The organism is Halorubrum halodurans, assembly GCF_002252985.1.
Taxonomy (GTDB): Archaea; Halobacteriota; Halobacteria; order Halobacteriales; family Haloferacaceae; genus Halorubrum; species Halorubrum halodurans.
The window spans coordinates 15660-28258 of record NZ_NHPJ01000081.1 but is presented as its reverse complement, the minus strand read 5'-3'; the positions used below and the strand labels follow the sequence as shown (position 1 = coordinate 28258).

At 57.5% G+C, this 12599-nt stretch carries 16 protein-coding genes and 1 pseudogene; 13 read left to right on the top strand and 4 right to left on the bottom strand.

Annotated features, from left to right (window positions below):
• The first annotated feature begins 44 nt into the window (after window positions 1-44).
• The 6 genes from DJ70_RS16800 (at window position 45) to DJ70_RS17350 (ending at window position 3918) form a co-directional block, all read left to right on the top strand.
• Complete coding sequence (locus tag DJ70_RS16800) at window positions 45-656, top strand: hypothetical protein (RefSeq protein ID WP_143420971.1); 612 nt, start codon at window positions 45-47, stop codon at window positions 654-656.
• 101 nt (window positions 657-757) lie between these two features.
• Window positions 758-1057, top strand: coding sequence for a hypothetical protein (locus tag DJ70_RS17785; RefSeq protein WP_143420970.1), 300 nt, complete (start codon window positions 758-760; stop codon window positions 1055-1057).
• Between the two features lie 103 nt (window positions 1058-1160).
• Window positions 1161-1475, top strand: coding sequence for a hypothetical protein (locus tag DJ70_RS08025; RefSeq protein WP_094531775.1), 315 nt, complete (start codon window positions 1161-1163; stop codon window positions 1473-1475).
• Window positions 1476-1676: 201 nt separating this feature from the next.
• Entirely contained in the window at window positions 1677-3143 is a 1467-nt protein-coding gene (locus tag DJ70_RS08020) for an AAA family ATPase (RefSeq protein ID WP_094531773.1), read from the top strand.
• 125 nt (window positions 3144-3268) lie between these two features.
• Window positions 3269-3667 (top strand): hypothetical protein, encoded by a 399-nt coding sequence (locus tag DJ70_RS17355; protein WP_179234007.1) that lies wholly within the window; start codon window positions 3269-3271, stop codon window positions 3665-3667.
• A gap of 2 nt (window positions 3668-3669) precedes the next feature.
• Complete coding sequence (locus DJ70_RS17350; RefSeq protein ID WP_179234006.1) at window positions 3670-3918, top strand: sigma-70 region 4 domain-containing protein; 249 nt, start codon at window positions 3670-3672, stop codon at window positions 3916-3918.
• Window positions 3919-3972: 54 nt separating this feature from the next.
• Here the strand turns inward: DJ70_RS17350 and DJ70_RS16790 are convergent, their stop codons facing one another.
• Window positions 3973-4488 (bottom strand): hypothetical protein, encoded by a 516-nt coding sequence (locus DJ70_RS16790; RefSeq protein ID WP_143420969.1) that lies wholly within the window; start codon window positions 4486-4488, stop codon window positions 3973-3975.
• Window positions 4489-4983: 495 nt separating this feature from the next.
• On the opposite strand from DJ70_RS16790, the gene DJ70_RS16785 reads away from it, so the two are divergent.
• From DJ70_RS16785 to pth2, 5 genes are all read left to right on the top strand, one after another.
• Window positions 4984-5511: a hypothetical protein gene (locus tag DJ70_RS16785; RefSeq protein ID WP_143420968.1), complete on the top strand. Its 528-nt coding sequence runs from the start codon at window positions 4984-4986 to the stop codon at window positions 5509-5511.
• A gap of 15 nt (window positions 5512-5526) precedes the next feature.
• Window positions 5527-5760 (top strand): hypothetical protein, encoded by a 234-nt coding sequence (locus tag DJ70_RS16780; protein ID WP_143420967.1) that lies wholly within the window; start codon window positions 5527-5529, stop codon window positions 5758-5760.
• Between the two features lie 175 nt (window positions 5761-5935).
• Window positions 5936-6082 (top strand): hypothetical protein, encoded by a 147-nt coding sequence (locus DJ70_RS17345; RefSeq protein ID WP_179234005.1) that lies wholly within the window; start codon window positions 5936-5938, stop codon window positions 6080-6082.
• A 376-nt stretch (window positions 6083-6458) separates the two neighbouring features.
• A complete protein-coding gene (locus DJ70_RS08005) occupies window positions 6459-7193 on the top strand; it encodes a DNA cytosine methyltransferase (RefSeq protein ID WP_094531767.1) in 735 nt (244 codons plus the stop codon).
• On the top strand, window positions 7190-7588 hold the full coding sequence (pth2, locus tag DJ70_RS08000; RefSeq protein WP_179234004.1) for an aminoacyl-tRNA hydrolase: 399 nt from the start codon (window positions 7190-7192) through the stop codon (window positions 7586-7588). The genes DJ70_RS08005 and pth2 overlap by 4 nt, the downstream gene beginning before the upstream one ends.
• Before the next feature lie 26 nt (window positions 7589-7614).
• Here pth2 and DJ70_RS16775 read toward each other — a convergent pair whose 3' ends face one another.
• Window positions 7615-8547 carry a hypothetical protein gene (locus DJ70_RS16775; protein WP_143420966.1) on the bottom strand — a complete coding sequence of 311 codons (933 nt, stop codon included), beginning with the start codon at window positions 8545-8547 and terminating at the stop codon, window positions 7615-7617.
• A gap of 150 nt (window positions 8548-8697) precedes the next feature.
• On the opposite strand from DJ70_RS16775, the gene DJ70_RS07990 reads away from it, so the two are divergent.
• Window positions 8698-9114, top strand: a complete 417-nt coding sequence (locus tag DJ70_RS07990; protein ID WP_094531761.1) for a hypothetical protein — start codon at window positions 8698-8700, stop codon at window positions 9112-9114.
• A gap of 51 nt (window positions 9115-9165) precedes the next feature.
• On the opposite strand, the pseudogene DJ70_RS17780 reads toward DJ70_RS07990, so the two are convergent.
• A pseudogene (locus DJ70_RS17780) lies at window positions 9166-9756 on the bottom strand (tyrosine-type recombinase/integrase); the annotation flags it as partial.
• A 766-nt stretch (window positions 9757-10522) separates the two neighbouring features.
• On the opposite strand from DJ70_RS17780, the gene DJ70_RS07980 reads away from it, so the two are divergent.
• On the top strand, window positions 10523-12181 hold the full coding sequence (locus DJ70_RS07980) for a hypothetical protein (protein WP_143420965.1): 1659 nt from the start codon (window positions 10523-10525) through the stop codon (window positions 12179-12181).
• Window positions 12182-12240: 59 nt separating this feature from the next.
• Here the strand turns inward: DJ70_RS07980 and DJ70_RS07975 are convergent, their stop codons facing one another.
• Window positions 12241-12588 (bottom strand): type II toxin-antitoxin system PemK/MazF family toxin, encoded by a 348-nt coding sequence (locus tag DJ70_RS07975; RefSeq protein WP_094531755.1) that lies wholly within the window; start codon window positions 12586-12588, stop codon window positions 12241-12243.
• Between the last annotated feature and the right edge of the window lie 11 nt (window positions 12589-12599).

The window sequence follows — 12599 nt, the reverse complement described above, 5'->3', positions numbered from 1 at the left end:
GACGACGCGGAGACGAGGCACTCAGTACCGCCTGGTGATGCAGTATGAGTACGGCGGTGACTTCGATCGCCCCGTTCATCACAGCGGTGTCAGTCACCGCGTTCATCTACCCATGGCGCGATGAGATCCGGCCGCGAGCAGCAGCGCTGAAACACGGTGCCCGTGGTGTGAGATTCGTCCCGGTCGCGTGGCTGGTTGCCGCGCCCGTACTTGCCGGTGCAGCATGGGCTGCGTCACGCATCCCGGTGCTGCAATGGAGTCTGTTCAGCAGTTCCGGGAACATCCTCGTGTCGTCGCTAGCCCCAGCGAGCGGGAGTACAGGCAGTAGTGCTGCAGGGGCCACGCAGCTCGTGATTACTCTTGCCGGTGTTGCTGCGCTCATTGCAGCACTAGTCGTGTTCTTCATCGTGATGAACTACGAGGAAGAAGAATGGGGGCGAGACTCATGGGGGCACGTCGCGGTGTGGGCGGTCACGCACCTCGTTATGGGGATCCCGGTGTTTGCAGTCGCAGCGATATTCTCCGTCGGGGTGGTGTACAAGCAGATCCACGATCGGTACGGATTCGATGAGGCGTACGCAGCGCACGTGGCGACGAATACATCGCTCGTCATCGGGCTTGCAGCAATCTCGATTACGCTGTCCGTCATCGGGTAACAGCATTACATCACCAATAAGTATATAAGTCCACAGTCCTAACAAAGTAATAGAAGGAGCCTCAGAGAGAGGTCCCCTCATACCACAACAGGAGCTCAACAATGACAGTCCAAACCGAATGGCTCGAAATAGGCGAACCAGCAAGCAACGACCGCGTCACCGTACGGATCCGGACAACCTACGAAACCGGGCCGCAAGAACAACCACGGAACGACGACGTGGAGCTCGGCACGATCAGGTCCGACGCGCTCGAACTCATAGAAACGAACGACGAACTCCAACGACACATCCAGGAAGACGGGAGTGTCCATCTCGGAGCGGTGAGCGACAACGTCCGCGAGGAACTCCTCGATACGTTCGAACCCAGCGACACGACCGACGACGACAACGGTAACCAGTAGGCGACACACCCTCTGAGAAGCACAGGAAAAGCAAACGACTACCACACGCAGCTGGCGCACACACCGCGGCGGTTCGATTCCGTCGGCGTGCCTCAACCCCACCATGACACGCAACAGTAACACGAACACCGACACCGGCGGCGACGCGGGCAGCACCAATCAAGCATACGTCACCGAACACGGCGACATCCCAGCCGAGAACGTGACCGTTATTCGAGAGCCGATCAACGATCCGCACTTCACACAGCCCGGTGTCGCCGTCTACACAGACCCGGACACCGAGGCCGTGTACATCGCCAACGTAGACACGGACCGGAACCTTACGAACCGGATCAGCATCATCGACGAAACCAACCTCACCGAACTCCTCACCGAAACCCGGCAACGCATCGCAGACAACACGGGTTCCCGTGCGTGACACCACGCGCGTCGACGAACCCAGCACACAGGCACACCACGGCAGCACCACGCTACGAGAAACCCGGCGTTTTAACCCGGTGCACGAGGAAGAAATACGTACGAACCGTACCGCGAACCGCGTAAGAAATCACCGCAACACGCGGGGTGAGGGTCGCGGAAACCTCACCGCAACCACCAGCCGTGTGAACGCATCGAACCCATGTCGAAACCCAACCAACCCGGCACCCCGGACCAGTCACGCACACCGGCGACCAGTCCCGGCCCTCGACGATCACTCACACAAGCAGCAACGCACACCGTCCTCTTCACCATCACCGTTCTCGTCGTCACCGCCACCACCCTCACAGTAACCACGATCATCCACAGGCACGGAGTCCCGGGACTCATCATCCGCACCGCAGCCGTCATCATCGGAACAGTAACCGCGATCAGCATCACACGGCGACTCCTCACCAATCCTGGCACGACCGGCGACCGTAGTGAAACGAACCGCGTGATCGGGATCGCCGGATTCACCGGGACCGGGACCGCCGCCATCACCGCGGTCACGATCCCGAACACCGCACCGATCGTCACCGGCACCGAACCACTCACCGCGATCATCGCAGCAGCACTCCTGTCCGGCATCACGTCGTACGAGTACTATCGCCCGCGGCTCAAACACGCAGCGCTCGCACACACCCCGGACACGACCGGAGAACACGACTACGACCCGGAATTCGTCCGGGATAAAACAGTCCAGTGGAACACCGACACGTCAACCTCTCGTGATCGGAACGAGCACCGGACACCACGCAATCAACCCGGGGACACGACGCCCGACGACGACGCGACCGGGACTCCCACCGACGAAGAAGGCGGCGAGGGAATCAACACGACCGACTACGAATACCGGTGGGATACCGGCGACGGCCCGGGATTCGGTGCTGTCGGCGGGATGAACGCCGTGAAAACCGAGTTACAACGCGATGTAATCACACCACTCACCACGCGGCGGGAGAAAGCCGAAGAACTCGGGATCACCGCACCGAATATTATCTTCTACGGCCCGCCCGGCACCGGGAAATCCTTCCTCGCGGAAGCGCTCGCTGAAGAACTCGAACTCCCGTTCGCCAAGTTAAGCGGCGCTGATATTCAGAGTAAATGGATTAACGAGTCCGCGTCGAAAGTCAAGACGTTATTCCGTGAAGCTGAACGCGTCGCTGAGCAAGCCGGTGGCGCGGTCGTGTTCCTCGACGAGTTAGACTCCGTGTTGAAAACCCGGGACGGGGCCGGCAGCACGCACGAAGAGGACAACAAAGTCGTCAACGAGTTCTTGAACCATCTCGAAGGAACCGGTGAGCACAACATCGTGTTCATCGGTGCGACGAACCGGTTAGACGCGCTTGACGACGCTGGAATCCGGTCCGGGCGGATCGATAAGAAAATCGAGATCGGTGAACCGGATGCCGAGGCGCGGGCTGCAGTCCTCGACGCACAACTCGACGGCTTACCGCACGACCTGACACGCCGTGATATTAACAGTCTCGCCAGGGATATGGATGGGTACGTCCCGGCTGATATTGAGCGTGTGGTGCAGGATGCAGCGAAACGTATTCTCCACGAGGACCGTGATGTAATCACGCGCGGTGATGTTGATGCTGTGATTGCTCAGGATACCGCGTGACGGGGAATCACACCGTGTCGAACTATGGGAGTGATGCGACTGAGGGGAAAGAATCCCGACACCCGAGTTTGCGTACTATACCACCCGAACACTTATTATGGTTGCGTACCATAATACGTAATGCAATGGCGCAGAACACCACCACTACCAGCAACGACGAAACAGTCACGGCCGACGACCTACGGCACGAAGTCCCGACCGCGAGATTTCAACTCGCAAACAACAACAAAGAGGTAGCGTTCTACCCCGACGTAGACGCTGCTGAATACGGAGTCATCAAGCACGAATACGAGGGGCTCCCCGGCCGTGGCGTCGTCCTCTACGACGTGACCGGATGGGAGACCGTAGATAAAGACATCGACACGGAAACCCGTGAATGGATCAGCGCAGCGCTGTTCGGAACCGGCGGCGCAGAAGGCAATATGTCCCACGTCGATACTCACACCATCAAGGTCACGAACCCCTACGAAGGAGACAGCTACACCGTAAAACTAGAGACAGCAAACAAACGCCGGGACCAGTAACAATGCAGTACTCGATCGCAGACAAGATCGAGATGCTGGCCGGTGCTGACCTACTCACAGAACGGCAGGCAGAGGCGTACGTGTACCGAGAGATCGAACAACTGTCACGCGATGACGCTGCCGAACGTATGGGTATCTCACCGTCAACGCTCGACGACTACCGGTCCGACGCGGCTGCGAAGATTCAGCGAGCTGAAGGAACACTGGACGTGCTGGAGACGATCCAAGGACAACGTGAAACCAACTCCTGACGGAAACTCCAGCAAACCAGTTCGGTATACTCATCAACACGTAACCGCGTCGTGTTACGACGCCAGCGAAACCCGGAACCGCTCAAACAAAACCAAGACCCCGATCGTAACGAACGGCCGAGTGAGAACAGACTCCGTCACAACACCTGCGACACCCCACGCTGCGAACACAACACCTGCAGTCAACCCCACGAACACCGCGATCAGCACCGTGAGGTGACCTGCCGGCGCAGACCGCACCGCATCGAGGAACGCATCACGATCCACAGACGAGGAAGAAGCTCCTGGACGGGTGAACAACGCCGTGATCGCGGTTACGCCCGTCAGGAGTGTTTCGTACTCATCAGGAACCGCGTCGAGACGAGGTGTTGATTCGTCCCCGTCCGGGTCCGTTGAGGGTGACTCACCGGGCGTGTCCGGTGTGGTGTTACTACCGGTAGACGCATCACGGTCACCGTCTTCACCGTCGTTGTTGTTGTTGGTTGCGCGGCCCGGGTGTGACTGGTCGGGAGTCGTGGTTGTAGTCGTTGTACTGCCGGGTGCCTGGTCACTGGTCGTATCGTCTTGCATTGACGGTCACTGGGTATGTGTACGAGGGCCGGACCGGTAAACGTCGTGATGGTGACGATCGTGACGCCGGTGTGCCCGTGTGCTGCCGCGGTGTGCTCGTGTGTCGTTGGAGTGGTTGGAGTGTTTCGAGTGTTCCGTGTGTTTCACAGTGTACCTTGTGTGAATTGGTGGTGTGTGGTGTAGGGAGCGAGTGCCGGTAGTTGATGTACTGTACCAGACAAGCAAGTGTTTATACTAATGTAGACATTACAGTATAGTGCGAAGGAACCCGTGACTGGGTACCCTCACAACACGCAGCAGGTGACCAGCAATGACACGCAACAGTAACATCCAGCACCTCGGACTCGCAATATACGGTATCGGTGCGTCCTGGTACTACCAGAGTCAGTGGCGATCATACGCGGGATGAGACACCAGGAATGGGAAGGGGAACCACGAACACCACGTACAAGATATTCACTGGCGTTTAACCCGCCGTACAACGTACTAACACGTATGATAGAGAACATAGACGAACTCACGTCGCACAGAGTCATTCCAGATGGTACGGAGACCGTGAGGGTTGGTGTGGTACCAGCCAGTACCTCAGCATGGGGACCAGACGATTTGAATTGGACACTCCCACTTGAGGAATTTGAAGCGCTGATTGATGAACACGGTGAACGCATCAACAGTGCAAGTGTCCACGATTCGAACCGGTACTATGCAGATGAAGGCACACCAGTCACACCGCACGGCGATTTGTTCGTGTTATTCGTCGATGATGACGACGTGCCCGTGTTCCGCGATGAGATACTCCCCGAATTCATTCCTGAATCAGACGACGATGAGGAAAGCGTCGAGGACACCAGTAATCTCCGATCGACCGCAGCGATCGTGCTGCACCCGGTCCGAGAAGCTGCGTGGGTGTGGGGAGTCAGTGTGCTGAGTCTCGTAGGTGCAGTGCTGCTTACACTCCTCGCACCGTTCCGTGCAGCGTACAGAGCGTATCAAGTCGCAACTGACGCGGTCAACACCAACTGAATACCAACACCGAGTATGAGTGAAGACACGCACACGATTTACAGATGCAGCGAATGCGGTGTCACTGCCCGTGAGGTATCGTCACTGGGTCTTGACCGGCATATCGTGTGGGAGCACGTACCCGGCGGGAATCCGTACACGGACTTCACTGACAACGAGCAGGCATACATCGACGCGACGAAGCAACGCGTTGAGATCCCGGATGTAGTGCTGTTAGAGTACGTCGTCGAGGACGGTGAGGAACGATGACTCGGGAATGCGGGAAGTGCGGCGACTCATACCCGGAATACACCGTGTTCGTCCCGGACACTCCCGGCGCGATCGCAGCACACGCACGCATCAAGGACGAGCACGGGAGTGTGTGTCCGGACTGTCGGGCTGGGATTGCCCCGAGTCACTGTATCTCCATAGACGGTGAGAGCCGATGAAATACCGAATCACTGCAGAGATTGACGGGACAGCAACAGCGGATGCGGTCCGGGAACTCCTCGAAGGATTACCTGGTGTTGAGGTGACTGAATGGGATTACACCCCGGATATGGTGTTCACAAAGGACAGTGACGAGAAATGAGTGACACCACACCAGGACACGGCATCGATGCCGTCACCGGCATCCGCAGCCGGCGCGACCTGACCTACCCTGGTGACAGGATTGACGCGCCCGACACGAACCGCGGGGCACGGGAAAACGACGCTGAACTCATTCTAACCCGGCATTATGTAACCCAGTGCCGGTATTCCCGAATTCCGAATTACATAAGACCGGTCCCGGGTACGAGGTGCCGTCGCCGCGGGCGTCTTGCCCGGCGCGCCCTACCAGGCCGAGTACGTGTTGTAACCCGGAGTGTGTCTAACTGCGATACACACCACACTGCGTGTGCGGAATGATTACTGGCGTTTAACCCGACGCACGGCATTAATACAGAGTAAGAGGTGACGCGCACTGTATGGTATCGAAAACCTGTATCGACTTATTCGCCGGTCGTGGTGGCTTCAGCAGCGCATTCCACGACCACCCGGACTGGAACGTCGTCACGGTAGACATTAACCCGGACCACAACCCCGACATCTGCGCGGACATCCGGGATCTCGATGCGAGCGACGACCGACTCCCGAACGACCCGGACGTAATCCTCGCATCCCCACCATGCACCGAATTCTCGAAAGCTGCCGCATGGAAACAACCCTTCAACGACGACGGTGACCCCGTCACGGACGCTGCCCGTGACGCGTTCGTCACAGCAATGCACTGCGTCGGACTCATCCACGGTCTCAACCCGGAGTACTACGTCATCGAGAACCCGGAAGCCAGTCGACTCCAGCACGCACTCGGCCCGCCAGACGCCCGCATCACGTACTGCCAGTACGGCACACCGTACCGGAAAGCCACGTGGTTCTGGGGTGAACTCCCACGCGTAGACTGGCAGTACTGCCCACCCGGCGGAGACTGTCACGACGGCGGGTCACTCACGGACGACACCGACGACCGACCATTACCACGCGATCCGGCCGCCCGCGCCGAAATCCCAACCGGAGTCAGCGCTGCACTCCGCCGAGGAATCGACGAGCACCACGAGCAACAGGAATTAACCGCATGGCAACCCACGCACCGCGACCAGCACCGACTCGCCCAGCCAACCGGGAACACGTACCCGTCGACGCCGACACCAGAACCCACGTGAAAACCAATGCCGCGACACACCAACACGAACACCGACACCGGCGACGACGACGTGGATTAAAACAAGCAATCATCAGAACAGATCTCGACTTGACTGCAGGGAAAGCAGCTGTACAAGCCGCACACGCCTCACTCTGGGCAGCAAACAACACCGGGCCGGACATCCGGAATGAATGGGAAACCGGGCTCGCAGCGAAGATTGTGCTTGGATGTAGTGACGTAACGGAGCTCAACGATCTCGTCGGAACCGCTGACAAGCAAGGACTCCCAACCGCGACCGTTGACGATGCCGGGCGAACTGAAATCAACGCCGGGACCCGGACCGCAGCCGCGATCGGTCCCGCAGCCAGCGACGCGATCGGCACCGTCACCGGCACGCAACCCTTGTACAAGTAACACGCCGCACCCCGCCGCACCGAACGTTACCGAGCCACCGAGTCCGGGACGGTGAAGAGAGGACGAGTCACCACCGGAACCGTTTCAGGAACCTGGACCGACTCGATCAACACGTCCACGTACTGTTCCACGTGCTGCGGCGGATCCGGTATCATACCGCCACGAGACTCGTACGGGTCCGGTGACGACACGCCGCACGCGTTCCACGCAACGCGTTTACTCACACGGTCAGGGTCTCCCGTGTACGTTATTCCCCAGTCCGTGACCGTTACCGGCTCACCCCACACGTCACTCTCTTCCCGTTCAACCATCGACATAAACCGCCTCACAGACGATTCGAACGCTGTAAGGTACTTCACAGCGAGCTCACCGGTCGCTCCGCGGTGAGCCGGTGACGGTTCCTCGCCGCTCGTCGACCCGGTGGACCGGGGACTCGACGCGGACGACGTGGTTGTGGTGCGTGTCTCCGCCGGCCCCGGCAGTGACCGCGTCGCAGTGGTGGTGCCGTGTAAGTCGTCACGGTCATCCGGGGGTCCCGGATTGAAGTCAGGGTCAGGGCCTGGTGTCGAGTCGAGAATCGATTTAATATCGGTGTACCGGAACGTCCACCGTAACTCGGGAACGGTGCCGTAGAATTCGACGGCGTGCACCGCGTCACCGTCCGGTGTCGTCGCATTCCCCGGCCCGGTCGTGGCGGGCCAGGTGAAGTAACTCGTCTTATCTCCCGGGTTCCGTGGCGGGCAGTGCAGATACGCGGTGAATTCACGCGGACCGGTATACTCGTCGGGGACCGCGTCGTCGGTCAGCACGTATCGAGTCGTTGGTTTACAGTCGGTAAGGTCAACGTCGATTGGTGGGTGCGGAGTCGTATCGAGAACTTCAGTTTCGATGTGCCGGGTGATTTCCACCGGTCGTGTCGCTGACTGGTCAAGTCTCGCAGTGTCAGGACTGCGTGGCATACACCCGGGTGTTCTCCGGTCCGGTTTATATATTTCCGGGTCGGGCGAGTACCAGTCAGAAGCGTTTCACAGTGAGTCTCGTGTGAAAACGTTTCTGACCGCGTGACATTCACGAGGGTTTACCGGTCCGTGGAGCGTACAGTACCATGTATGAACGTCACACAACTCCAACAACAGTTCCTACCACTCAAAATCCGGGAAGTAACGATGATGAAGGCCGCGTACGTTAGTTACTACGTCTCTCTCCCAGTATTCCTGTTCCTCGTCGGGCACGACATCGTATACGGTCCAACAAGCCTGTTCCTCGGTATAATGGTTGTAGCTGCGGTCGCACCGATGGGTCTTGAACTGTATTCGTGGTTCACAGACCGTGACGCCCGAAGACCACCCACAATAACACCCGTGTTGATCGGAGTCGTGTTCGTCACTGCAACAACCACGATCTTCACTTACCCTACATGGTTCGTTATCCTTACCGTGCCGGTGCTCATAATGGTGCTTGTAGTGTTGGCAGTCATTACATTCACATTCCCGTCGATCATCGGTGAACAACACACCGCGGGGTAAGTGACGTGACAACGTTCACAAAGCGTAACACAACACGAACGCGTCGAGACACTACACGGTTCTGAAGTGATCGTAGACTTGTTCCGTCGTCACGATCGACGCGTGACGTAACCGGTTCCGGACATCATACAACGTGTTCCCGTCTTCGACGTGCAGCATCCGGTACGCCACGGAATGCCGCAACGTGTGCGGTGTCACATCCCCCGGCTCACCTTTCGATCCGTCAATCAGGAACGGTTCAACACCAGCTGCTTCCGCTGCATCCGACACGACGTACCTGACTCCCTGCGTGGTCATCCGGTCAGCCTTCCGCGACGGGAACAACGCCTCAGTATCCTTCCACCGTCCGGACAGGTACGACCGGAGCGTCCGTGTTGTATCCGCGGCGAGTTCGACGGTGACTGGTGATGGTGTGTTGTCGTTCGGGTAGTCTTTCTGGATGTGTTGTGGTAAGTACAGGTTCTCACCGTTGCTGCGCAGCATCGCTTCATTGAGCGCAACGAGCTCACCGACGCGCAGCCCGGTGTCGTACATTAGAGTGAGGATCGCGTCATTCCGAGCCTGCAGGTACTGTGCGAACCGGTCGTAGCACGCGGTCCGCATCGCTTCGACTTGGTCCGGGGTGAGCCACGCCGCGGCTCGTGACTCGTTCCGGTCCGTGGACCCGGAGTGTTCTGAGGAATTAGAGTGATTGGAGTCACCAGAGCCCTTAGAGTCTTTAGAGGGTTCTGAGGGTTCAGAGTGTTTAGAGTGTTGTGAGGGAGTGGAGTGTTCGGAGAGACTAGAGTTTTCAGAGGGACTGGAGTGATTCGAGTGTTCGGAGTTGTTCGAGGTGTCGGAGTGTTCATCACCAGGATCCGTGCCGGTCGTGCCGTGAATGTTGGAATCTATTGAGTCAGTCATGAGTCGAGTCCTGATTTATATACGGCCACGTCCGCAGGGGTCTTGAATGTTGGAGTCTACTAATGGAATGTCACATTCACCGACGCAGCCCCGCACGGCGACAGCAGCCCAGCACCGCAGAGTCGAGATACTCCTTCACCGGTCAAAGACCGGGTTCAGTCCCTCACACCGCCACGACACCGCGTATCCACGCCTGGAAACACGTAGAAAAGACCTCGAACCCCTGGGGTTAACGCCGTACAAACACGGATCCACGCCCCTCGCACACCGAGTATCGATGTGAAACACGGCGAACACGGAGCAAGTAAACCACATCCCGCTATACAAATCAGCACCCCGCTAGTCATCTAGAGAACTAACTCCGCAGCGCAACGTATTTGCCCCGTAACAACTTACCGTGAAATCGATGAGGAATCGCACCGGGCGGATACCACAAAACTACGCTGAACTTCAGAACACGTCACAGGCGCAGCGACACCATCATACACGAGGTGAGACTGGTTGAATGCCGTGCCCTGAATGCAAAACCCCGCTCGTATACGACCCGGACGGAGAATACCTCTACTGTCCAGAAGGCTGCGGGCACCCAGTCGCAGACCGCGATGAAATCCGCACCAAAGCCCATACCCTCAAAGACAACGTGTTAAACGCGACGAACATCCTCACGTTACTCGATGCATTCACTGCCCCGCAGATTATCGGAGAGCTCGTCCGGCAAGCAAACCACGCAGCATTCAACTTCACCCAAGAAAACCGCCTCGACTACACCGCCTTCGTCTACCCAGCACTACTAATCCAACGCCTCTACAAAGAAGACGATCTCTCCTCAAACCAAATAGAACACGACCCTGGTGAACGTGATGAACTCGAAGACCGCGTCACTGACGTGCTGAACAAAGGCATCACACTCATCGGTACATTAGACCAAGTGAAGCAGGAATTCCGTGTCCCGGTAGAAATCACGCCAAGACACGGAGACTGGACATCATTCCTCGGAAACTACGCCTTCCTGAAATCCGAGTACTGGTTCTGCATGCAGAGGTGTATGCAGAGTACAATCGGTGGGTGGGGAGACATCCGCGAAGACTTCCTCGAAACCCGAGAAGCCATACGGAAATTCGACCGGCCAGACCAAGACGGCATCGACACTCCATACGATTTCGGTGACTTTTGGTTCGATCTCATTACCAGCCTCGGTTTCGCAACCTCACTCGACCCAGACGCACAGAAGATATTCTCAACTAACTTCCCCAGTACCGTCACTATCTTCGATATACGCGCTCTCTTCGACCGCATCGAAGAAGAACCACGTGTCCGCCGTCAACTAAGAGCGGGTGGAGAACACGATCTACGATCCGCAGCGATGCGTGAACACACCTTCGACGAATGCGGTGAAGACGTGTTCGGTGACGAGTGGCCGATCGTCAAAGACAAGATCCTGATGAGCCCGGACAACACCGACGCTCACCCGTTATTCTTCAAAATCACTGGGACAGAAGAAATACAGCTCCAACCCGGCCGGCCGACACGAGAACGCACCATCACCCGCGTGTTATACCCGGATCAACTCGCATTCATCCTGCAATTCCAATTATTCCCCTTACTCCACAACCGATCACCTGATCCGGAGCGACGGTTGATTGACCGGATTAACGGAGAGGAACGAGCACCAGAGTTTGAACAGAAAGTCCACGAGTACCTGCGGGGTAATGACATCGAATCATATCACAGCTGCACGCTTCCCGGACCGAACGACCGTGAAATCGATGTGTTGTTCGTGCGGGATGAGGTAGTGTACTATGGTGAAGTGAAATTCTTTCTCCCGGAACTCGAACTCCAGTCGCAGAACGGGATTCAAAACATCGACGAAGAATACGATGACGAGATTTTCAACGACGGGATACCGTACCCTGAGAAAGTCAGTGACTGGCAATCCCTAGAACCCGGTGACCGGTTCCACCACTCTGGTCAAGAACCGTACGGAGAGATCCCAGATATATGGAGTGAGTACGACACGCAGATGCTTGTTATTTCGAATTTCACACCGTCATACATCGAGAAACACGGCGTCCGGTTCATCACTGATTTAGAACTCCGGCAATGGATCGACAAGGACCGCGACGTGTTCTACCCGAAGTACCACTTCGAACACGATCATAAGTAGTACTCCAGACACACCGGTTTGAGAGTGGTCACCGACTCAGACCAAGCGACCGCGTCGTGTTACGGGCGAACCATCCCGTCAATCACATCAGCCACGAGCCGCAGCCCCTCAGTCGTCAGCGTTCCGGACGGGAGATTATCCCGGATCGACGACAGCGGGATCGTGTATATCGCCCACGGCATCACGTAACTCGTTTTCCGCAGCTCCACACCGTCCAGCACGTCACTCGGCAGTTCAGTGACCTCGTACGAGTAGTCAGACTGCGTGGTCAGGCACACGACTGTGGCTTCCTGTTCGACGTACGGCCGGTCCACGTCGGAAATCACGATCACGGGCCGCGGGTTGCTGTGCGCACCGGTCGGATCCGCTGCGAACACGAGACTGCCTTGCGGGTAATAATACGTCATGTGAGAACCCC

Bases quoted from the DNA above. Each gene is read 5' to 3' on its own strand.
- DJ70_RS16800 (WP_143420971.1), top strand. From the start codon at position 45: ATGAGTACGGCGGTGACTTCGATCGCCCCGTTCATCACAGCGGTGTCA.
- DJ70_RS17785 (WP_143420970.1), top strand. From the start codon at position 758: ATGACAGTCCAAACCGAATGGCTCGAAATAGGCGAACCAGCAAGCAAC.
- DJ70_RS08025 (WP_094531775.1), top strand. From the start codon at position 1,161: ATGACACGCAACAGTAACACGAACACCGACACCGGCGGCGACGCGGGC.
- DJ70_RS08020 (WP_094531773.1), top strand. From the start codon at position 1,677: ATGTCGAAACCCAACCAACCCGGCACCCCGGACCAGTCACGCACACCG.
- DJ70_RS17355 (WP_179234007.1), top strand. From the start codon at position 3,269: ATGGCGCAGAACACCACCACTACCAGCAACGACGAAACAGTCACGGCC.
- DJ70_RS17350 (WP_179234006.1), top strand. From the start codon at position 3,670: ATGCAGTACTCGATCGCAGACAAGATCGAGATGCTGGCCGGTGCTGAC.
- DJ70_RS16790 (WP_143420969.1), bottom strand. From the start codon at position 4,488: ATGCAAGACGATACGACCAGTGACCAGGCACCCGGCAGTACAACGACT.
- DJ70_RS16785 (WP_143420968.1), top strand. From the start codon at position 4,984: ATGATAGAGAACATAGACGAACTCACGTCGCACAGAGTCATTCCAGAT.
- DJ70_RS16780 (WP_143420967.1), top strand. From the start codon at position 5,527: ATGAGTGAAGACACGCACACGATTTACAGATGCAGCGAATGCGGTGTC.
- DJ70_RS17345 (WP_179234005.1), top strand. From the start codon at position 5,936: ATGAAATACCGAATCACTGCAGAGATTGACGGGACAGCAACAGCGGAT.
- DJ70_RS08005 (WP_094531767.1), top strand. From the start codon at position 6,459: ATGGTATCGAAAACCTGTATCGACTTATTCGCCGGTCGTGGTGGCTTC.
- DJ70_RS16775 (WP_143420966.1), bottom strand. From the start codon at position 8,547: ATGCCACGCAGTCCTGACACTGCGAGACTTGACCAGTCAGCGACACGA.
- DJ70_RS07990 (WP_094531761.1), top strand. From the start codon at position 8,698: ATGAACGTCACACAACTCCAACAACAGTTCCTACCACTCAAAATCCGG.
- DJ70_RS07980 (WP_143420965.1), top strand. From the start codon at position 10,523: ATGCCGTGCCCTGAATGCAAAACCCCGCTCGTATACGACCCGGACGGA.
- DJ70_RS07975 (WP_094531755.1), bottom strand. From the start codon at position 12,588: ATGACGTATTATTACCCGCAAGGCAGTCTCGTGTTCGCAGCGGATCCG.